This window comes from Streptomyces sp. NPDC001493 (assembly GCF_053597235.1).
Genome location: NZ_JBSFHV010000025.1, coordinates 37141 through 56760, shown reverse-complemented (window position 1 = coordinate 56760; position 19620 = coordinate 37141). Strand labels below are relative to the sequence as shown.

Sequence of the window (19620 nt, the reverse complement as noted above, 5' to 3'; positions counted from 1 at the left end):
GCGAGGGAGGCGGTGTTCGATGGCTACTGCGGTGGTGTTCATCGGGTCCCCCTTGTCTCCCTTGCGACGACTCAACCATGCCTCACGTGAGTCGAAGTCGGCAAGGGGTGTCACCCGGAAGAGTGAAACCCCTCAGAGACGGCCAGCCGAGAGCCCCGACAGCACGAAGCCCCGACCGGTTGGACGCGATCGGGGCCAGCCTGGCGGTTCTGCGGCAGGGCTCAACCGCGGCGCGGAGGCAGCCCCTGCTTTGCCCGGGAGTGAAGGACAGTGCCGACCCCGACGCCGAGGAGTTGTGCAATCTCTGACGCCGGGGTCCCATTCATCCACTCGGTGCGCAGGGTTTCGGCGGCATCGAACCGGAGCGCCGCGGGGCGCCCGTTGTGTCGGACCGCCTCCCAAGCGGCCCTGAAACCGGCGTCCTCGGACAGCACCCGTCGTACCGCCTTCACCCTCAACCCGGCCCCCGAAGCTGCCGCCGGCAGCGGCTTTCCCTGCCGCGCCAATTCCAGGAACCGTTCAAGCTGCCGGGCCGTGGGTGGAACCTTGCGCTTCGACAGGGTGGGGTTACGGGCACTCAACGCACTCGCCTTCACGGCCCGGCACTCGGGGCACCGGCACCCACCCCACCGGTGCGCCTTGTGCGTCCCGTGCTCCAGCGACGGGTCCCGGCCAGCCATCAACGCTTCATCCAGCGCAGTGGCCCAGCCCTGGTCGAACCGCCGGTACCCGTACACCTGGTTCACGGACACGCCCACCGCGCCGCAGGCGACGGCGAGCGGGGTCGAGCTCAACAGGAGCCGCAGCAGCTCGGCCCGATCCTCCTCACGAAACACCACCGAGCTGATCTCTCGGCGTCGCGCTTCGTCCTTCGGTCGCCGCCGCTCCAGACAGGACCGGCAGTACGTTTTCTCCCGCTGTGGCGGCTGGCCACAGTTCCGGCACCGTTTCACGGAAGCCTCCCTTTCGCGGATAGTAAACGGTGCTCGCCCGGCGAAGTAACGGAAGTCGGCGGGGGCCCCTCTCTCCGCGAGCGGAGCAGGGGTGTCCCGGCAGGGGCTTCACCCTTTCGGGTGACACTCCTTGCCAACTTCGCCTCACGTGAGGCATGTTGGGGTCAGTGCAAGACTGCGGAGCCCTGATCGCCACCACGGGAGACGGCCTCCTCGCCACACGTCTGGACCAAGCACTCTCTGGAGGTTGCGTGTCTCCCACCCTGCTCCGCCCCGCCGCTCGACAGCTCGCGTCGCTCTTTCACCGCGCCGCCACCACCCTCTGGGCCCGGTACCCCGCCGAACCCGCCCCCGGACCTCGCCCGCCCTGCATCACGATCAAGGTCGATGGCCCGCTGCACACCCGCGACCGCGGGTGGCAGGGCGGCAAAATGTACGGCGACATCGCACCTGGCGCCCGCGACGCCGTCCTCGCCCTCATGGCCGACGGCTACTCCGTCGTTGCCCGCAGCCAGCGCACGGACCAGCAGGCAGTCGCCGCGTGGCTGACCAGCCACGGCATCCCCGCCGTAGCCACAACCGGTGAACCCCTTGCCTACTGGAACGACACCACGCGGGTGCTGTGCACCCCACTGGCCCTCACCAGCCCGCTGGAGGTCACCCCCTACGGACACGCGCACACCGACTGGACGCAGACAGCAGCGCACATCCGGGCAACCATCAACCTCCCGCGCGACAGGAGCAAATCATGAACGACGAACGGAAGCGTGCTGGCGAGTGCCCGCATCAGGGAGTCCCGCACTGCTCTAACTGCGGCTCCCCCGAACCCGAATACAAGTGGATGGGGGCCAACGCCGGCCTCGCGTGCAGTGTCGAATGCTACGAGGACATGGCCTACACCTCGGGTGCTCACGACAAGGTCTACCACTGAGTCTGCCCCCACCCGCGAGTATCGGGTGGGGGCAGAGGTGTGTCCGGTGGCGGCATCGGCTTCGTGATGGGCGCCACCGGGCCCATACAGCCTGCCACGCTGGCCGTGCGCGCCCCGTCTCCTCGATGGAGGCGGCCGGCGGCGACGCGGTAGTCGCGCCCCTTGCGAGCACCCCGGACGCCCCGCCTGAGCCCGCCCCGGCCGAGGAGCCGGAAGGCGCCGCTGCCGGGACCGAGCCCCGACCCCGACCCGGAACCGGGCCCGAACCCTGACGCGGACGACAGCGGCACCGGACCCGCCTGACGACGCCCCTGGCCCCCGGCCGGCTGACCCGTCGCCCTCGGGCCCGAACCAACAGTTCGGGCCCGAGGGCGACGCGTACGGTTACGGGCTGATCGTGAGCTGGGCGGCGCCGGGTGCGGGCGCTCGGCGCCGTACGGGCAGGCAGTGGACGGCCCGGTCGACTCCGGCCAGGAGGTCGGGGACGGGGATGCCATAGTGGGCGGACAGCCGGTCGACATCGGCCAGGGACCATGTTGCGGTCCCGGCCTGCTTGCGGCTGATCTGGGTCTGGCTCAGCCCGATCCCGTCGGCGAGGTCGGCCTGGCGCTCGCCGGTCAGGCGCATCAGGGCGCCGATCGTGAGCCGTAAAACGTCTTCTGTACTGGGCATATGCGTACTCCGCATGAGGTATGCGTGGCCGGTCGGGTGGGGTCAGGCTGTCTGATTCAACGTCACTGGCGCGGCGGCCGCCGGCCTCGCTGGAGTGAGCGTGGCGAGTCCGGCGCGTTCGGCGGCGAGTCGCTGCAGGGCCCGGGCCCGTGCGGCGTCGCTGGAGGACGAACGCTGCTGCGCGGCAGTTCTGGCGCGGAGCTCCTCGAACGCCCGGCGGCCGTCACCGAACGCTTCCTCTGGTTCGCGTGCCTGCTCGCGGATCTGCCGCTCGGCGGCGGCCCGGACCTTCGCGTCGGTGGTCGTCTTCGCCGAGCGGGCGGCGCGGTGGGCGGCGAGCGCTTGGTGGTAGCCCTCCGGTGCGGGCAGACGCACGGCAGGTCCGGCGGGCACCGTCGGCGGGGCTGGTTCGGCTGCCACGGCCGGGCCGGCACTCGCGGGCGCCAGGACGTGCGCGGTCCGGACGTCCGCTCCGGAAACCTGCGCGCTGGCGGCCGCCACGAGCTTCGGGGCGGTCCACCGGAGGAGCACCTCACCGCCCGCCGCGAGGACGCGTGGGGCGGGGTCGAGCTCGACGCGCCAGTAGTGCCAGATTCCGGCGGCCGCGTACAGCGACGGCGGTCATCCCCTGCGCGCACGGGCCGCACGGCGCGCATTGCCGAGCAGCTGCTCAATGTCGATCCGGTCATCCCCTGCGCGCACGGGCCGCACCGGTACCAGGAGGGAGGCGCCGGAGCCGCTTACGGTCATCCCCTGCGCGCACGGGCCGCACCCTGGCCTGGGACGGACGCGACGATGAACGATCGGTCATCCCCTGCGCGCACGGGCCGCACATAAATCGGCCCACATCGCCTACCAGTCCATGCGGTCATCCCCTGCGCGCACGGGCCGCACCCTTAGCGACCTGCACGTTCAGAACAGCTTTGCTTGCTCTTGACGCCGGTTGGGGGATGTCGGCGGATCGCTCCGCCGAGGTGGCATCGGGCCCGGGGGCCTGATGTCTTCCCGTTTCGCGGTCTTCTGCTTCCGGCCCCGTGGGACCGGGAGTCTGACGGAGACTCCACGGGCGTTTTGCGTCTCCCCCCTACCGGGGGCGACGGGTGGAACAGGGGGTGCGACGGCGTGCTGTTCGATGTTGCGGGCCGCGTTGAGGTCCCGGTCCATGGAGAAGCCGCAGGTGTCGCAGGTGAACACCCGGTCGGCGAGCGTGAGGCGTGGGTCTTGCCACCCGCAGGCCGAGCAGGTCTTGCTGGAGGGCCACCAGCGGTCCAGGACCGCGAGACGGGAGCCGTACCAGGAAGCTTTGTAGGTGAGCTGGCGGCGCAGCTCGCCGGGGGCGGAGTCGAGGATGGCGCGGTTCAGTCCGGCTTTCTGGCGGACCTTCTTGCCGGGGCGTTCGAGGGTTCCGCGGGCTGAGCGGGTCATGCCCGCGACGTTGAGGTCTTCGACGGCGATGGTCGCGAACCGGGTCGTGAGCTGTTTGGTGAGCAGGTGCAGGGCGGTGTCGCGGCGGAGGGCGACGTCGTGGTGGAGCCGGCCGACGCGCCGTTTGGCTTTCTCCCTGCGTCCTGATCCCTTCTGCGTGCGCGCCAGGTTGCGCTGTGCCTTGGTGAGCCGGCGGGCGGCCGCGAGCAGGGGGCGGGGGTTCGGGATGAGGAGGCTGGTCGGGTCGTCGTCGACGAGCGGGCGGGACAGTCCGGCCAGGACCTTCACTCCGAGGTCGACGCCAACTGTGCCACGGGCTTTCTGGGCCCGGGTCGGGCCAGTGGGCAGGGTGACGGTCACCTTGCACAGCACGGACGCGTACCACCGGTGGCCGCCGCGCGAGACGGTCACCGACTGCACGACCGCCTCCCCCTTGCCGACGAGGCGCTGAAGGCGCTTCGCGGACTCATGGAGGCGGATCTCGCCGAACGCGGGCAGCCGCAGCCGCCGGTACGTCACCAGCCGAATGCCGGGCCTCTTCACGTCGTGGTGGAGACGGAAGCTGTCCCGGGCCCGCCCACGCTTCTTGAACCGGGGGTACCCGACTCGACGCCCCGCCCGCGCCCCTCGGAACGACTCCAGCCAGTTCTTCCACGCCGCGTCTGCGTCCAGGAACGCCGACTGGAACACGTAGGTATTCACCTCGTGCCACCACGGGCACACACCCTCCGCGCCTGACCGGGTGTCACCCCGCTCCGCGACGAACGCCTTGTACACCGCCGGCTTCCCCGGAACCGGGACGCGCACCTGCTTCCGCGCCTCCGCCTCCGGAACACCGCTCTCAACCAGAGCGGCCACGCCACCGCGCCACTCCTCATGCGCCCGACGCTTCGCCGCCACCGCGTAGTTGAACGCCAACCGCGCGTTCCCACACCACCGGAACAGCTGCTGCTCTTGAGCAGGGGTCGGGTCCAGCGCGAAACGGAACGCCTTGAGAACTTCAGTCTCCACAATGAACCACCCCCGCCCTTGCACAGTGTCAACCGGTCGGAACTGACAGTAGAGGACGCCACTGACAATCGCGCAGCCGAAGCCCTGACCTGCACCGCAGGACATGGAGCGGGTGCGCGCTCCAGCAGACGCTATGCCGCTCGCGGCAGGTGCGGGGCCGTAGCGGCGGGCGCGAGCGTAGGGAGCCCGGCTCGCTCGGCGGCGAGACGCTGAAGTGCCCGGGCTCGGGTCGCGTCGCTGGAGGTCGCCCCACGCTGCTGGGCGACGAACTCCCCGAGCGCCACGGCTACGGGCTGATCGTGAGCTGGGCGGCGCCGGGTGCGGGTGCTCGGCGCCGTACGGGCAGGCAGTGGACGGCGCGGTCGACTCCGGCCAGAAGGTCGGGGACGGGGATGCCGTAGTGGGCGGACAGCCGGTCGACGTCGTTCAGGGACCACGCGGCGCTCCCGGCCTGTTTGCGGCTGATCTGGGTCTGGCTCAGCCCGATTCCATCCGCGAGGTCGGCCTGCCGCTCGCCGGTCAGGCGCATCAGGGCGCCGATCGTGAGCCGTAACACGTCTTCTGTACTGGGCATATGCGTACTCCGCATGAGGTATGCGTGGCCGGTCGGGTGGGGTCAGGCTGTCTGATTCAACGTCAATGGCGTGGCGGCCGGCCTCGCTGGAGTGAGCGTGGCGAGTCCGGCGCGTTCGGCGGCGAGGCGCTGGAGAGCTCGGGCCCGTGCGGCGTCGCTGGAGGACGACCGCTGCTGCGCGGCGGCCTTGGCGCGGAGCTCTTCGAGGGCCTTGCGGCCGTCGCCGAAGTCGTCTTCGGGTTCGCGGGCTTGCTCGCGGATCTGCCGCTCGATGGCGGCCCGGACTTTCGTGTCGGTGGTCGTCTTCGCCGGGCGGGCGGCGCGGTGGGCGGCGAGCGCCTGGTGGTAGCCCTCCGGTGCGGGCAGACGCACGGCAGGTCCAGCAGGCACCGTCGGCGGGACCACCGTCGGCGGGACCGGCTCGGCTGCCACGGCGGGGCCGGCCGTCGCGGGCGCCAGGACATGCACGGTACGGACGTTCGCCCCGGGGACCTGCGCGTTGGCGGCCGCGCTCAGCTTCGGGGCGGTCCACCGGAGTTTCGTGGCCGCCGCCGGGCTGTCGGGGACGACGTCCAGGCGCCCGGTGTCCGCGTCGTAGCCCACGGCCCGGGCCCGTCCGGAGAGTTCGGGCGCGACCGTGGCGAGGATCGTGTCGAACTGTGCGAGGACGCTGCCGCCAGCGGCCGGGGCGGTCATGCCACGCTCCGTCAGCATCCGGCTGATCGCGCTGCCCAGCCCGAGCGGCTCGCGCCCGTCACGCCGTACGACGGTGCTGGCCGGGCGCCGCTTCGGCTTCGGCCGACCGGCGCCGTTCTTCCTCGCCGCTTCCCGGGCGGCGGTCAGTGCCTGGCGCGCGAGGTCGACACCGCTCAACTCCGACTCGGCACTCACGCCATCACCGCCCCGGCGGTGTCACCGTCGAGAGCGCGGGCGGCGAGCTCCGGCAGCCGGTCCGTCCACGACCCGGCCCCGGCCTGCCCGGACCGGCGCCCTGCGGTGGCCTGCTCACGCAGCTGCTCCAGGCGCACCGCGAGCAGGTGCTGGGCGACGCGGTTCCGGGCGGTGGTGGCAGCCTTCGTCGCAGCGGCGACGGCGGCTTCACCGGTCGGGTTGTGCTGGAACCACCTCCTGCCCTGCTCGGTCCGGTAGGCCCGGTCCGCTTCGGCTTCGGCTTCGTCGGTCCGGCCGAACGCGGCCAGCGCGCTGGCCGCGGCCTGGTCGGCGATCTGCTGGACGGTGCTGCGGGCGGTGAGCGCGGCCGCGAGGTCGGCGCGCGCGAGGTCGTCCTCGAGGTCGGCCGGGCCGGAGAGCACCAGGAACTCCGCCCAGTCGACGGCGACCTTGCGGTCGATGGCCGTACGGACCCGGGCGTCGAGAGCCGCGACGTCAACCGTGCTGGCCGACGGGTCGAGCGTCCGGACAGCGACAAGCTGCACGGTCCGGGCGGTGAGCGTCTCGGTCTCACGGCGGCAGCCGCACGCCTCGCAAAGCCCACCGGCCGCGTCCTGCCCGCAGTCCTCGCACGCCAGCGCCTGGCGCACCGTCTCCACGACGGCGACGGCCTGGCGCTCCAGCTCGGCCCGCTCCCGGGCGGCGGCACGGGCCGCTTCACGCTCGGCTTCCCGGACGCGGGCCGCCTCGCGGCGCCGCACGAAGTGCTCCGCGTCGACGGCCGTCCGGGTGCGCAGCCGCTCCTCGACGACCTGGCGGCGGGCGGCGTCATCGAGGCCGGGCAGCTCCTGGTCGACCCCGGCCGTGACCTGGATCCGGGCGGCCCGGCGGACGTGGAGCACGTTGGCGCAGCTCTCGCAGGCGGCACCGGTGTCGAGGCGGGTGCCGTCGTCGCACCGCCGGTCCGCGCACGCCTGACGCTGCACCAGGCCCCGCCCGATCAGCCACCCGTACGGGCGGTCGACCCGGTCCTCACCGCCGGTCTCTTCCAGCCGGGCGGCGAGGCGGGCCGCCAGCCGCCTCGCCGCCCGCTCCTGCTGCCCCGTCCAGCCCTCCAGCCGCCCGAGCTCCGCCCCGACGGCCGCCTCGACCTGGGCCTGCTGGAACCCGGACAGCCCCTGCCACAGCCACGAGACCGGCCCCAACGCGACCCGCAGACCAGAATCCTCCGGCAGGTCCACTCGCTTGTGCTGCTGCGCCTTTCCACCACGAACGGCCTGCTGGCGGACACCGGTACCGGCACCAGGCCTGGCGGCAGCCCGTTGTCCGTCGCACTCATCGACCGGGGACTTCTTGGGCTGTTCCCCGCGCAGCGGGCCGACCTCAGCCGCCCGGGGCCCGGGGACGGCCGCGGCGTCTTCGCCGTCGACGGCTTGGTCCTCGCGCTCGCAGGCGCCATCCGGCAGCGGACCTCCAGCTCCACGGCCTTCGCCGGAAAAGCCACCAGAGAGCTGAAGAGGAACGACCGGGGGAACCAGGTGAGTGTGATCAGTGTGAAGGGTTCCTGTAACGCCGGGCTCTGAAAACCCCGGGCCGCTGCCTTCCTCCGGGCCGCTGGCCTGCACTTCTTCTTCGGCGCCGACGGGCTCACTAGGCCCTACCGGATCGACGAGGTCTGAAAAATCGGGATCCGGGGCGTCCGTGCGCTCCTCCACGATGCGAAGAGCGGCCCTGCGGCCGTGCGCGGCGGCGACCGCCGGCACCACCAACCGGCTCCGATGGTTCAGCTTGGACACCGTCTTCACCCGGGGCCGCACCACCAGCTGCATGTCCTCCAGCCGTTCCAGCACTCCTTCAGCCACCCACACAGAGCAGCCCAGCAGCCGAGCCAGAGTCGCCACCGGACGGCCATGCCGTGTGTCCACCCGGCCGCTGCCCAGCCGCACCCACCCGTTCTCCCGCGCCTCCAGCACCAGCAACAACAGCGCCAGACGCTCCGTCGCCCCGCCCCGGCCCGTCCGCTTCCCCAGCAGCCCGGCCGGAGTGACCGAGCCGTCCCGGCGCGCCCAGCCCGGCGCCATCACGGCCTCCATCAGCGCCCAGAAGGTGGCGAGCTCTTTCTTCTGCAGGTTCAACGGGTGACCCACCACACCCCGGGCCGCCTTCATGGGTTCCACCTGGCACAGCAGCCCGTCGTGCTGCGTGAACTCGCCTTCTGCCGTCTCCACCGTGACGACGCCGGACGTGCGCATGACTGGGACGACGGCGGTAGCCGTACGGGACTTGGACAACCCGATCCACCGGCCCAGCTCACGCGTGCGGATCTCGACCACACCCGTCTCCCACGGCGTCCGCGAGGCCAGCACCAACACCGCCAGCCGCACTGAATCCGGCGCACCCTTAAGGCCGTTCTCGTTCAGCAGCGCACGTACCGCACTACCCAGACGGGCCCGCGTATCACCGCCCAGTGCCAGCGGCTGCCCCGCCCTCCGCACCGGTACCGGACCAGCCTGCACCGGCACCGACCGCATTCGGCGTTCTACGGTCTGAACATCCCGCTCGCGGCGGCCGGACAGATCGACCTGATCCTCCGCGACACGGAACTGGCATCCGAGCTCGCCCAGTACCTCGGCGCGGCTCGCGACGGGATCCGCGAGTCCCTGCACTACCTTCACGCGAAGGGACTGCTGCTCGTCGCCGACGACGGTTCCCTGTGGAGGACCGTCCCGCCGGGGACCACCACCCCCCCGGCTCCAGGTGGCCGGTGGAGCTTCATGGAGAAGAGGCTCGACGCCCCCCACGGGGACGCTTCGGTTCACGCTTGAGGCAGCCGGCGCGGCGCTCTTGCGCGGACCTGGGTTGAGCAGGCGGTACATAACGGTTGATCTCCCCGATAGGGGAGCCATGACCAGGGAATGTGACCCAGTAGGGTACGCAGACGGTGGCGATCCGCGAGGCGGACCGCCTAATCTGGGTACAGGTGACCACGCGGACCCTTGGGTCCACGGGCATCACCCCGGCGAGGTCACCTCACCGGACACGACTCGGGAGTGTAGGAGCTCGGGCGAGTCGATCAGAAGCCGCTCCGTCCTGGCAGACGGAGCGGTTTCGTGTTTCTAACGGAGTTGCGTCAGGCGAATCAGGCGACAGGAACCTCGTACCGAAGGGTCCAGCCCGGGCCGAGGGTATGACGGGTGAACTCGACCGGCCGGCCGCCCTCGGCGTATCCGATATGGGTGATCGTCAGCAGAGGGTGACCTGCGGCAGTGTCCAGGGCGCGCGCCTGGTCTTCCGATGCCGGTTCGAGATCGACGTCCTCGGTCACCGAGACCTGGGCATAGCCCGCGTCGCTCATACGGGAAATGATGCCGCCCTTCCCCGTGTCCAGCTCCTTCACCGCCGGTGCCGCGTCTGCGACGAAACCGGGGATGTAGGAGGTGGCGAGCTGTACCACTCGGTCACCGACGTACATGCGGCGGGCTCGGACCGTCACCTCCGTGCCGGGCTCCAGTCCCAGCGCGGACGCGACGTTCACCGGGGCGGCCTCGGAGCGAACGGTCACCTCTGAACGAGGAGTTCCGCCGCTGCGTCGAACCTCGCCGTCGAACGCCCCTCGCGCGCCGCCCTCCTCGCGCTGTGTTGTGCGGTAGCGACTACCTGCATCACGGATGATCTTGTCGCCGTGGACGATGTTGCTGGCCATGCAATCTACTCCTGACGGTTGGAAACCTAGGTGGAAATGTCCCAGCTGTAGGTGAGGCGCCAGATGCTGGTGGGCATCACGTGAATTGCTACCTCAACCGGAGATCCAGCAGAGGTCACTGCGACGTGCTGAAGGACGAAAACCGGCTGATCATCGGAGATACCGAGGGCCGCCGACTCGTCCAGTCCACCGACACCGGAATCCATGGGCAGCCGGACTTCCAGGGACTCGGTGATCCGGGTTTGCGTGTACCCCAGATCGGCGAGACGGCTCTTACTCCCTCCCGGTCCCGTGTCCTGCTGTTCAAGAACCGTTCCGGCCGCGATCTCCGCAGGAAACCAGGAGATCGCGATCTGCACAGGGAATCCTTCGTCGGGATCCACGGCAGCATCCAGCCGCCCCGCACGCATCACGCGAAGCCGACTCACGGCGTCGGCGTCGGCGCTGAGGCCGAAGATGCTCGCGATCTCCTCCGGAGGACGCTGGCGCGCGATCACCGTAGGGCTGGAGTCGTGTCTGTGTACGAGCCCCAACCGCTGCAACTCCGCGGCGAATGCCCCACGGGCCTGGCCGGCGCTTCGCGCTGTCGGCTGATATCGGGACGTTCCGTCTCGGTTGATCTTGTTCACGATGGGTGAGACGAATGAGCCCTTGCCGTGGCGGGTGTAGACGAGTCCCTCGCGCTCAAGGGTCCGGTACACATCGCGCGCGGTTTGGTAGGCGACCCCGTGCTCCGCGCGCAGCTCCGAAACGCTCGGGAGCTGCGCGCCGGGGGCGAGCTCGCCACTCCTGATCATTGCTGCGAAGTCTGCGGCGATCCGGTCCGCTTTTCCCGGCTCCTTCTTGGTGCCCACGGCCCTTCTTTCGATCGTCATGCCGATGATGAGAACACAACTAGCTAAGTCCAGCAAGCGTAGCGCCTATGAGGGCTGGTGGCGCATAGCCCGCGGCGGGGACGCCAGGTCACAACCAAACACACAAAACTTAGCTAGTTGTGTTGACAGGGGCACACGAAGGTGCGTTAATCGAGACCGCAACACAACTAGTTGAGTTGCGGTTCTCGGTCATCCCTTGGATGCACTGAGTGACTTGTAACAGCAGGAGGTCGCCGTCCTCTGGGGCGGGGCAGTGGGGTGAGCCGAGCTCCCCCGGCCGGGCGCCTGTACCGAATATCGAGCACCACAGATCCACCTTGATCAGCGCTGCTGCGCTGTCTGTCCGCCAGGACCGCGAACCGGAAGGCTCGTCGGCCTGGCGCGGCGGAGAAGGCAGCATCACGCCTTTCGCCATCAGGAGGACTCGATGCCCCGCGTTCGTCCCGGCCGCGTCCGGACCAAGAACACCAACCACCGCGCCCCCTTACGTCTCAGCAGCATGGCTCCCGAGGACTACAACGTCCGAGAGGGCGAAACGAAATCGATCGCGTGTCCGGACTGCCGGACCTGGCGCCGGATCATGGGCGACACCGTCCTCAAGATCCGGGAGCACGAGGGAGAACAGCTTCCCCGCTGTCCCGGCAGCGACCAGCTCGTCGTCATCGACATCGACGTGCGGCGCTGGGAGGCCCGCCAGAACCGCCTGCTGCGGGACGCGATGCCGCAGGACAACCGGCGTTCGGCGCAGCAGTTCTACAAGCCGATTCCGGCCCCCGCCCCGCCGGTTACTCGCCTTTTCGCGGATACCACGCTGAAGACGGCTCGCCAGGCCTACCTCGCCCACTACGCGGGATGCGTCGAGTGCGGCACCGGCCAGCCCTGCGGGGAGGGCGGTGTACTCGCCCATCGCTACGTCCGCGTGCTCGGTAAGGAGCTGCCTCGCCGCGAGGCCAGCGAGCAGGTGGGGAGCCGGGAACGCCGCACCGCGCGGCAGCAGTCGGCAGGGTCCGTTCGCGAGGCGCAGTGGGCCCGGTACGGCGGTGAGGCGGTCGAGAGGGCAAACAACCGCTGTGCGCCGCGGTCTCCGGGCTCGCTCTCCGAGTTCCGCGGCCCCGACCTCCCGATGCTGCCGCAGAACGAAGAGGCGCACGAGCGGCGTCAGACCGAACTGGGCAGGCAGTACACCCGGAAAACTCCGGCGTCCTGACCCACGCATCGAGACGATCGACCACGGCCCCGGCCGCCCTCGCACGCGGGGGCGGCCGGGGCCGTGGCTGCTCGTAGCCCCTGGGCTTCGGCCCAGGCCGATCCTCGCCCCGAAGGGAACCCCAATGCAGAACGCCCCCCGACTGCTCCGTCCCGCCGCCCAGTTCGGCCGCTACCAGCAGCCCCTTCTCGCCTACGTCAACGACATGCTCGACCTCGCCGACCACCGGCGGGGTCCCGAGATCTCCCGGGCCGCGTGGGCGATGGCACTCGGATCGCTCCACGTCGGAACGGATGCCGGTATGGAGGCCGACATCCCTACCTGGCTGGCGCAGGCCGCCCGGCAGGTCGTCCGTGAAAGGACGTCCCCCTCGTACCACGCGGCCCAGCTCACGACTGTGGTCACGCTGCCCGAGACGACTCCGGCGGTCGTTGAACCGCTGGCCGCCTGACCTCCCGTCCGCCGACGAACGCCCACGGCCGCCGCCATCCGCACCGCACTCGGATGGCGACGGCCGTGGCTGCTCGTAGAGCAGTCCTGGCCATCCGGCCGCAGAAAACGACGAACCCCCGGGGGTGCAACCCCGGGGGTTCGTCTTCGCAGTTCACCCTCCACGAAGGGAAACGCGCATGCCCAGGATGACATCAACCCAGGCCCGGCACACGCGCCGGGCCGTACTCCAGGCGGCGGTCGACGCCAGCGCCGAGTGCGCCACCGTCGACCTCGACCTCTTCTTCCGCGAGGACGGCGAGCCGTACATCGAGTGGCAGGCCCGCCGCGCCGAGGTGGTCCGGGTCTGTGTCGGCTGCCCGGCCCGGGCGGCCTGCACCGAACTGGCCCTGCGTGACGGGGACGGCCGCCCGGACCGTGACGACATGGTCCGGGCTGGTCTCACCGGTCCCGAGCTCGCCGACCTGCGTGACCGTCAGGCCGTGCGCCTGGCGGCCGCGACGGCCGTCGACCGGGACACCGAGGGCCAGGAGCTCGACCGCCTGGTGGCCGAGCTGCGGTCCGAGGCGATCACCAGCCCGGACAGCGGCCGGTACGGGGCGGTCCGCAACACTGCGCTGCGGACCGCCGCCCAGAACGCCGTCCTCCGGACCCTCGCCGCCCGGATCAGCACCATCCGTACCGGCCGCCGGGCGCGGGCGGGCTGGGGGGTGGCGGCATGACCACCACTCTCGCGACCGTCATCCTCGCTCCGCGCGCCGGCCTCTTCGAGGACATGGAGCGGGACGACAACAAGCGCGGTCCCGAGCGGGACGAGACCGACCAGTTCCACCAGCTCGTCCAGGAGCTCGTCGACGACGGAGACGCCCGGGCCCGGTCCGCCGGCCGCCGGGCGCGCCGCACCCTCGCCGAGATGATGCCCGGCTACGAGCGTCAGCCGGTCCTGCGCCTCACCCGTCCCCTGCCGATGCGGGGCGCGGAGGAGGCGTGCGGGGTGTGTAACAACTGGACCTGCACCTGCCCGCCGTGGATCCCTCCGGCTGATGTGCACCGTGCCGCGCGGAATCCGGAGTACGCGTGCGGGACGTGCAGCGGCTGGCATTCCGGCCCCTGCCCCCAGGCGATTGCCCTGACCTCGGCGAAGGCGCCGGTCCGGTGAGCTCCTGCGGGCACCCGGCGAAGTTGGTGACGGTCAACCACGTGGGCGCTGACGGCAAGAAGTACCAGTCGGTGCAGCACGAGCCGTGCACCTGCGGCGGCGGCACGAAGAAGAAGCCGTAGCAGCTTGGTGCACCCGATACGAGCAGCCCGGACCGCCCAGCACCGCGCGGTCCGGGCCATCACCGCGTACGGCCTGGCCCACCCGGTCACCCTCGCGCTCCTGGTCGCCGCCGCCACGGCGGCCGCCAGGGCGTGGGACCGCGGGCACACCGTCGCCGACCTCCACCCCCGTACCACCGAAGGACGTCACCCATGGCCGACAGCCTGCTCACCCGCTACATGGCCGCCCACCGCACGTGGCGGGACCACAGCGGGGACTGCACGACCTGCCAGCCCGACACCCCCTGCAAGACCGGCCGTCCGCTCTACGAGCGGTTCGCCGACCTCCAGGACGCCTACCTCCGCACCCTCCGCGCACTCTGACCGATCGGAGACCCCGCATGCCGCACCCCCTGACGCCCGCCCAGTCCTCTGACCAGCACGCCGACCCGATGACGGTCACCCCGGACGCGGCCCAGACCCTGCCGGCCTCCCTGTGCACCCACACGCCGACGTGCCCCACGGCCACCAGTCCCGCCCGGGAAGCCGCCCGCGTCATCGCCGCCCACCCCGAACAGGGCTGGAGCCTCCTGTGCAACGCCGTCCTGCTCTTCGAGGACACCGGCGAGCTGCTCCCCGACAACCGGGCCGTTGCCCCGCACCGGCTCGCGGCCTGACCGGTCTGCCAGCTGGCAGCTACCTGATCCGCTCGTCCCGGCCGCCGAACCCCGGCGGCCGGGACGAGCGGTGACGGGGAGCCGGACAGCTCTCTCCTCTGGCCCAGCCCGGGACCGCCCCGCCCTTCCGGCGGGGCGGTGCCGAGCCCGACCAGCTCGGGAAACGCCCAAGGAGGCCCCAATGAACGCGATCAACAGCACCAACGGCGACGACGGCACCGTTCGCGTCCCGCTCGACGAGGTCTGACCCGCCCGCTCAGACGGTTTCCCGATCCGCCGCTGCCCGCCCGCGCACCGTGCGCGGGCGGGCAGCGGCGGTGAGGGGGCCGGAGAGAGCCCGCACGCCGCTCCACCACCGCACCCGCCGAGGGTGCTTCAACCGACCTCTCGATCACGAGGAGACCGCAGGTGCCGCACACCATCCCGCTTCGCCACCCCCTGGACGACACCGGCCTGCGCCGCCACCCCGTCCACCCGATCACGGCGACCGCCGAGCCGACCGTGGCCGCGAACATCGAGCTCACCATCGCCCGCTTGCACCACCCGCACTTCCGGGGCGTGGCGGCGGGCAGGTACCAGGGCGACCTGTGCTTCTCTTTCGAGCCGTTCAGCGGAACCGAGGATCAGCCCCGGGTACCGGCGGGCGCGTGGCGCGAGCTGTCCCGGGAGGACTCCGACGCCCTGGACCGCGAGTACGAGGCGGCGGCGATCCTGTGGGCGCAGGCCCGGTTACGCCGTCAGATCGCCCCGCTCCTGCCCCGGGCCGCCGAACTCTGGGCGGCCTGGACGTCCGCGCGCAGCCGCTTGACGGCGACGTTCGACCAGTTCTGGCGCAGCACGGACGGCATGTGGCGGGCGCAGCTGCTGCGGCTCACCGACGTGGAGACCGTGGTGAAGTCGGCGGCCGCCGCGTGGGACACGGTCGCGGAGGAGCTCGCCGGCGCCGTGGACGAGCAGCACGTGGTCACCGGCTGGCAGTACGGGTTGTCGTTGACGACGGTGGCCGAGGGCTGCGGGATCGACGCGTCCGCGTGGGAGGTCGGGCTCGCGAGCCGCTACACGCGCCCGCTCCCCCAGTACGCCGTGGTCCGCAACGGCACCGTGCTCTGGGGCCGGGCGACCCCGATGGTTGCGGCCGCCGAGCAGCTGATCGAGTCCCAGCGTGAGCGGCTGCGCGAGGTCGCCACCCTCGCCGGAGATACGGACCGCAGCCCGGTCTGACGGTTGCCCGATCTGCCGCTGCCCGCCCCGGCCCGCACACGCTGCGGGGCGGGGCGGGCAGCGGCGGTGAGGGGGAGCCGGACAGCCCGGAACCACGCCGTCGAGAGGACCAGCACATGTTCGAGCTGAACCGTGGCCTGCGCCGCAGCCAGGACCTGGAGGCCACCGCGGACGAGTTCGTCCGTGACATCGAGACGTTTGTCGCCGGAACGATCGCCGCCTCCACCTCGTCCAGCACCCCGGTTTCGCTGATCGAGCGCGCCTGGGCACTGGCCGAGGACTACACCGACTGGCTGCGCTGGGGCCCCAGCGGCATGCCTCTGACCGGCGAGCGGATCGCCGCCCACGCCGAGACGGCCATGACGATCCTGCGCACCGCGGGCTGGAACCCCACCTACTCGGCCGGCCGCAGCATCGGCGACGCCCTGACCCACGCCATCGACACCGACTCCGACCGCCGCTTCAGTACCGACACACGTGTAGCTCTGCGCTGGATCTTCGCGCTGCTCATCCGGGCCCTGACCGGTGCGCCCCACGCCGACTACAACGACTGGGACAAGCACCCCGCCCGCAGGGTCGAGGAAGTCTTCGGCCTGCTCGCTGCCGCGGCGGCTTTCGCCCGTACCTACGGCGCGGCCGAGCATGCCCCGCAGGTGCCGGACGCCCCGGCGGCCTGACTACCCCCGTCCTACCCGGAGAACGCGGTGCCCGGTTGCCGCTCCCGTACCCCGGGAGCGGCAACCGGTTCTCGGCCCGCCCTCCGGTGCCCCCTCTGGGACCGGCCGCCCGCGCGCCGGGATGCCCGCTTTTCGCTCCTCCCTCTCCGGGCATGGCCCGGACCACTCGAACCCCGCTGCCCTGTGAGGGCGGCACCGACCTGGAAGGAGGCGGCGTGGCCGCCACACGAACCGCCCGCAAGAGGCCCCCCGCCCGCAAGAAGCCGACGCCGGTGGCCACCAGCCCGGCTCCGCAGCCCACCGCCACCTCCCCCGACACTGTCCCGGCCCCGGCCGGGCCGGCGGCGGAGCTGACGGTGGACATGGAGGCACTTGCCCTGGTCGCGGATACCCGCGACCGGGCCGCCGACGCCGCCGACCTGATCCGCGACACCGCCCTCATGGAGGCGCGCGTCCTGGTGGCCGGAGCCGAGACCCGCGCCCAAGACCTCCTGACCGCCGCCGACCGGGAGGCGACCGTGCTGCGCACCGCCGCGGACGGTCACGCCCGCCAGGTGATGCGCGAGGTCGCCGAGGAAGCCGGGCGCCGGCTGGCCGAGTCCACCACCCGCACCAGCCTGCTCCACGCCGACGCGGAGCAGGAGGCCCAGCAGATCCGCGACCAAGCGCACGCCGACGCGGCGCAGGCCAAGGTGACCGCGCGTGCGGTCGCGGCCCGCCACCGCGCCGAGGGCGAGCGATCCGGCCGGGTCATCGAACGCCGCGCCCAGCAGCAGGCACAGCAGATCCGCCAGGACGCCGAGCAGGCGGCCCGGGGACTGCTGGAGCAGGCAGCCGAGGAGGCTGCCGCCATCCGGGTCGACGCGCTCGGAGTGCTGGACCAGGCGCGGGTTGAGGCGGGCCAGCAGCTCGCCGCCGCCCGTACCGACGTGGACGCGCTGCACTCCCGCACCGTCCTGGAGCTCACCGCGCAGCGCGAGGCAACCGAGCAGGAGGTATCCGCGCTGCGCGAGGACGCGGCGCGGGAGGCGGCCGGTGCGCGGGCGGCGGCCGCCGAGGACGCGGACCGGGTCCGTGGTGAGGCGGCGACCGACGCGGAGCAGGAGCTGCGCCGGGCACGAGCGCAGGCGGCCCGGCTCGGTGAGGACGCCGCCCGGGAGCTGGCCGAGGCCCGCGAGGACGCGGCCCGCACCCGGAAGCTGGCCGAGGAGGACACGACCCGGCAGCTGGCGACGGCAGCCGCGGACGCCGAACGGCTGACCCGCACGAAGCGTGAGGAGGCCGAGCGGATCCTGGCCGACGCCCGCACGAAGAGGACGTCGGACCTCCAGGAGGCGGAGCAGGCGTTGGCGAAGGCCCGGCTGCGGGAAGCCGACGCCGAGGTCACGCTGAAGGCCGCCGACGACCTGGTGGCCCAGGCCGCTGCCCGGATGAAGCAGGCCACCGACCGTACCGAGCGGGCGCTGGAGCGCAAGCGCCTCAAGCGCCAGGCCCACCAGGAGCGCCGGGACGCGCAGGACGCCCGGAAGGCAAAGGCCCGTGAGGGCAAGCCCACCAAGGCGGCCCGGGCCAAGAAGTTCATGAAGGTCAACTCCGAGCGCCTGCTGGTGATCGGTCCGATCACCGCGCCGATGGCGGTCGCGTGGACCGGGCAGGCCGGCTTCGCCGAGGACATCCTCGGCTGGGTCGTCCCCTGGACGATCTTGTTCGCCGCCGCCTGGGAACTGTCCACCGCGTTCGTCGGGTGGATGTACCACCAGGCCCGCCAGGGCGGCGACGCCGGAACCCTCTACCGCGTCAGCACGTGGATCTTCGCCATGGGCGCCGCGGTCATGAACTTCTGGCACGCCTCCGGGCTGCCGAAGGAGGGCAGCCGGGTCTGGGACGCGAAGGCGGGCATCTGGACGGAGCAGATCACCTACTGGCACTTCACGCCGAAGGCCGTGGCCTTCGCGGCGATGTCGATCGTCGGGATGGTCCTGTGGGAGCTGTACGCCTCGCTGATCCACCGGCGCCAGCTCCGTGAGGACGGCAAGGTCGCCAAGGCCCGCCCGTCGATCGGGCTGGTCCGCTGGGCCCGCTACCCGGTCCACAGCTTCACCGCCTGGTCGCTGGCGATCACCGATGCGAACCTGACCACCCTGGACCGGGCCTGGACCGCAGCGGGTGCCCGGCTCGCGGACCGCGACGCGGTCCGGACCGCGCGCCTCGCGGACCGGGAAGCGGTCCGGACCGGACGGGCACTCCACCGAGTCGTCGTCCCCCGGGTCCGGACCGGCGACCACGGACCGGCCGCCATCCCCACCGTCCTCACCATCACCCGCGCCGACCGGTCCGGACCGGACCAGATCCCCTCCCAGGTCCGCCCGGTCCACTACGGCGCCCATCCGGTCCGGACCGGTCCGGACGGGACGGACGCGGTCCACGGTCCGGTCCGGACCGCCGGGGTCGTGGACCGGACCGCCGGACCGGCGCTCGCCCTTGAGTCCGGTCCGGCCAGTCGTACCGGCGCTGACCAGCGGACCTCTGCCGGTCCGGACCGGACCGCCCGGTCCGTGCCCGCCACCCACGGCGCACCCGCGGCGGCCAGGGTCACGGTCCGGACCGCCGACCCCGAGGCCGGACCGCAAGGCCCGGACCGGTCCGGGCCGGACCCCCGCCCGGGTGAGGGCGCCGGTTCCGGTCCGGACCGGGACGCGCACGACGGTCCGGACCTCACGGTCATCACGCTCACGGACCTGGAGCGGACCGCGCTGGACCGGCTGCGGACCGCGAACGAGCCGCTGAATCGGACCAACATCGCCCACGCGGTCCGGACTGAGGGCGGGTCCATCTCCACGGACCGCGCCGGACAGATCTCTGTCGCCCTCAAGCAGAACCCGGTCCACTGACCGGTCCGGACCGGTGGCCCGTGGTCCGGACCGGTCAGCGGTACGACTGACCTCAGCGTGCAACTCCCCAACGCTGCATCCGTCACGCCGTGCTCGCCCGGCTCGGATCTCCGAGCCGGGCCCGCCCCAACCGTCCGGCACACACCAGTGAGGGCCAGCCCGCAGTCATCGGGCTGGCCCTCGCTGCGACTGCCGGAAGCAG

General features: G+C 71.8%; 21 protein-coding genes and 1 CRISPR repeat array. Of the genes, 12 read left to right on the top strand and 9 right to left on the bottom strand.

Going from position 1 to position 19620, the window contains the following annotated elements; all coding sequences use genetic code 11:
• Positions 1–221 precede the first annotated feature (221 nt).
• The gene (locus ACWCWD_RS29275; RefSeq protein ID WP_450777333.1) at positions 222–839 is read right to left on the bottom strand and encodes a hypothetical protein; all 618 of its coding nucleotides are present in this window, start codon (positions 837–839) and stop codon (positions 222–224) included.
• Positions 840–1384: 545 nt separating this feature from the next.
• Between ACWCWD_RS29275 and ACWCWD_RS29270 the strand changes: the two genes are divergently transcribed.
• Positions 1385–1705, top strand: coding sequence for a hypothetical protein (locus ACWCWD_RS29270; protein ID WP_450777331.1), 321 nt, complete (start codon positions 1385–1387; stop codon positions 1703–1705).
• A complete protein-coding gene (locus ACWCWD_RS29265) occupies positions 1702–1884 on the top strand; it encodes a hypothetical protein (protein WP_450777329.1) in 183 nt (60 codons plus the stop codon). The genes ACWCWD_RS29270 and ACWCWD_RS29265 overlap by 4 nt, the downstream gene beginning before the upstream one ends.
• Before the next feature lie 384 nt (positions 1885–2268).
• Here ACWCWD_RS29265 and ACWCWD_RS29260 read toward each other — a convergent pair whose 3' ends face one another.
• From ACWCWD_RS29260 to ACWCWD_RS29225, 8 genes are all read right to left on the bottom strand, one after another.
• A complete protein-coding gene (locus ACWCWD_RS29260) occupies positions 2269–2556 on the bottom strand; it encodes a helix-turn-helix domain-containing protein (RefSeq protein WP_450777327.1) in 288 nt (95 codons plus the stop codon).
• A gap of 42 nt (positions 2557–2598) precedes the next feature.
• A complete protein-coding gene (locus ACWCWD_RS29255) occupies positions 2599–2976 on the bottom strand; it encodes a hypothetical protein (protein WP_450777325.1) in 378 nt (125 codons plus the stop codon).
• Between the two features lie 198 nt (positions 2977–3174).
• Positions 3175–3450: direct repeats of the CRISPR family, unit length 29 nt; unit sequence CGGTCATCCCCTGCGCGCACGGGCCGCAC.
• 18 nt (positions 3451–3468) lie between these two features.
• Positions 3469–4992: an RNA-guided endonuclease InsQ/TnpB family protein gene (locus ACWCWD_RS29250; protein WP_450777323.1), complete on the bottom strand. Its 1524-nt coding sequence runs from the start codon at positions 4990–4992 to the stop codon at positions 3469–3471.
• Between the two features lie 286 nt (positions 4993–5278).
• Positions 5279–5566 carry a helix-turn-helix domain-containing protein gene (locus ACWCWD_RS29245; protein ID WP_450777321.1) on the bottom strand — a complete coding sequence of 96 codons (288 nt, stop codon included), beginning with the start codon at positions 5564–5566 and terminating at the stop codon, positions 5279–5281.
• Positions 5567–5608: 42 nt separating this feature from the next.
• Positions 5609–6457: a DciA family protein gene (locus ACWCWD_RS29240; RefSeq protein WP_450777319.1), complete on the bottom strand. Its 849-nt coding sequence runs from the start codon at positions 6455–6457 to the stop codon at positions 5609–5611.
• Positions 6454–8841: a hypothetical protein gene (locus ACWCWD_RS29235; protein ID WP_450777317.1), complete on the bottom strand. Its 2388-nt coding sequence runs from the start codon at positions 8839–8841 to the stop codon at positions 6454–6456. Before ACWCWD_RS29235 ends, ACWCWD_RS29240 begins: the two co-directional genes overlap by 4 nt.
• 755 nt (positions 8842–9596) lie before the next feature.
• Positions 9597–10160 carry a GntR family transcriptional regulator gene (locus ACWCWD_RS29230; protein ID WP_450777315.1) on the bottom strand — a complete coding sequence of 188 codons (564 nt, stop codon included), beginning with the start codon at positions 10158–10160 and terminating at the stop codon, positions 9597–9599.
• 26 nt (positions 10161–10186) lie between these two features.
• Complete coding sequence (locus ACWCWD_RS29225) at positions 10187–11035, bottom strand: GntR family transcriptional regulator (protein ID WP_450777313.1); 849 nt, start codon at positions 11033–11035, stop codon at positions 10187–10189.
• A 427-nt stretch (positions 11036–11462) separates the two neighbouring features.
• Between ACWCWD_RS29225 and ACWCWD_RS29220 the strand changes: the two genes are divergently transcribed.
• From ACWCWD_RS29220 to ACWCWD_RS29175, 10 genes are all read left to right on the top strand, one after another.
• A complete protein-coding gene (locus tag ACWCWD_RS29220; RefSeq protein ID WP_450777311.1) occupies positions 11463–12242 on the top strand; it encodes a hypothetical protein in 780 nt (259 codons plus the stop codon).
• Positions 12243–12366: 124 nt separating this feature from the next.
• Positions 12367–12693, top strand: coding sequence for a hypothetical protein (locus ACWCWD_RS29215; RefSeq protein WP_450777309.1), 327 nt, complete (start codon positions 12367–12369; stop codon positions 12691–12693).
• A gap of 187 nt (positions 12694–12880) precedes the next feature.
• The gene (locus ACWCWD_RS29210) at positions 12881–13414 is read left to right on the top strand and encodes a WhiB family transcriptional regulator (RefSeq protein ID WP_450777307.1); all 534 of its coding nucleotides are present in this window, start codon (positions 12881–12883) and stop codon (positions 13412–13414) included.
• Positions 13411–13851, top strand: a complete 441-nt coding sequence (locus ACWCWD_RS29205) for a hypothetical protein (RefSeq protein ID WP_450777305.1) — start codon at positions 13411–13413, stop codon at positions 13849–13851. Before ACWCWD_RS29210 ends, ACWCWD_RS29205 begins: the two co-directional genes overlap by 4 nt.
• Positions 13848–13973: a hypothetical protein gene (locus ACWCWD_RS29200; protein WP_390965889.1), complete on the top strand. Its 126-nt coding sequence runs from the start codon at positions 13848–13850 to the stop codon at positions 13971–13973. Before ACWCWD_RS29205 ends, ACWCWD_RS29200 begins: the two co-directional genes overlap by 4 nt.
• 192 nt (positions 13974–14165) lie before the next feature.
• Positions 14166–14336: a hypothetical protein gene (locus ACWCWD_RS29195; protein ID WP_450777303.1), complete on the top strand. Its 171-nt coding sequence runs from the start codon at positions 14166–14168 to the stop codon at positions 14334–14336.
• Between the two features lie 110 nt (positions 14337–14446).
• A complete protein-coding gene (locus ACWCWD_RS29190; RefSeq protein WP_450777463.1) occupies positions 14447–14629 on the top strand; it encodes a DUF5999 family protein in 183 nt (60 codons plus the stop codon).
• A gap of 408 nt (positions 14630–15037) precedes the next feature.
• Entirely contained in the window at positions 15038–15850 is an 813-nt protein-coding gene (locus ACWCWD_RS29185; protein ID WP_450777301.1) for a hypothetical protein, read from the top strand.
• Positions 15851–15966: 116 nt separating this feature from the next.
• Positions 15967–16527, top strand: a complete 561-nt coding sequence (locus ACWCWD_RS29180; protein ID WP_450777300.1) for a DUF6197 family protein — start codon at positions 15967–15969, stop codon at positions 16525–16527.
• Between the two features lie 215 nt (positions 16528–16742).
• Positions 16743–19418 (top strand): hypothetical protein, encoded by a 2676-nt coding sequence (locus ACWCWD_RS29175; protein ID WP_450777299.1) that lies wholly within the window; start codon positions 16743–16745, stop codon positions 19416–19418.
• The last annotated feature ends 202 nt before the right edge of the window (positions 19419–19620 follow it).

Bases quoted from the DNA above. Each gene is read 5' to 3' on its own strand.
- ACWCWD_RS29270 (WP_450777331.1), top strand. From the start codon at position 1,385: ATGTACGGCGACATCGCACCTGGCGCCCGCGACGCCGTCCTCGCCCTC.
- ACWCWD_RS29265 (WP_450777329.1), top strand. From the start codon at position 1,702: ATGAACGACGAACGGAAGCGTGCTGGCGAGTGCCCGCATCAGGGAGTC.
- ACWCWD_RS29260 (WP_450777327.1), bottom strand. From the start codon at position 2,556: ATGCCCAGTACAGAAGACGTTTTACGGCTCACGATCGGCGCCCTGATG.
- ACWCWD_RS29245 (WP_450777321.1), bottom strand. From the start codon at position 5,566: ATGCCCAGTACAGAAGACGTGTTACGGCTCACGATCGGCGCCCTGATG.
- ACWCWD_RS29230 (WP_450777315.1), bottom strand. From the start codon at position 10,160: ATGGCCAGCAACATCGTCCACGGCGACAAGATCATCCGTGATGCAGGT.
- ACWCWD_RS29225 (WP_450777313.1), bottom strand. From the start codon at position 11,035: ATGACGATCGAAAGAAGGGCCGTGGGCACCAAGAAGGAGCCGGGAAAA.
- ACWCWD_RS29220 (WP_450777311.1), top strand. From the start codon at position 11,463: ATGCCCCGCGTTCGTCCCGGCCGCGTCCGGACCAAGAACACCAACCAC.
- ACWCWD_RS29215 (WP_450777309.1), top strand. From the start codon at position 12,367: ATGCAGAACGCCCCCCGACTGCTCCGTCCCGCCGCCCAGTTCGGCCGC.
- ACWCWD_RS29210 (WP_450777307.1), top strand. From the start codon at position 12,881: ATGACATCAACCCAGGCCCGGCACACGCGCCGGGCCGTACTCCAGGCG.
- ACWCWD_RS29205 (WP_450777305.1), top strand. From the start codon at position 13,411: ATGACCACCACTCTCGCGACCGTCATCCTCGCTCCGCGCGCCGGCCTC.
- ACWCWD_RS29195 (WP_450777303.1), top strand. From the start codon at position 14,166: ATGGCCGACAGCCTGCTCACCCGCTACATGGCCGCCCACCGCACGTGG.
- ACWCWD_RS29180 (WP_450777300.1), top strand. From the start codon at position 15,967: ATGTTCGAGCTGAACCGTGGCCTGCGCCGCAGCCAGGACCTGGAGGCC.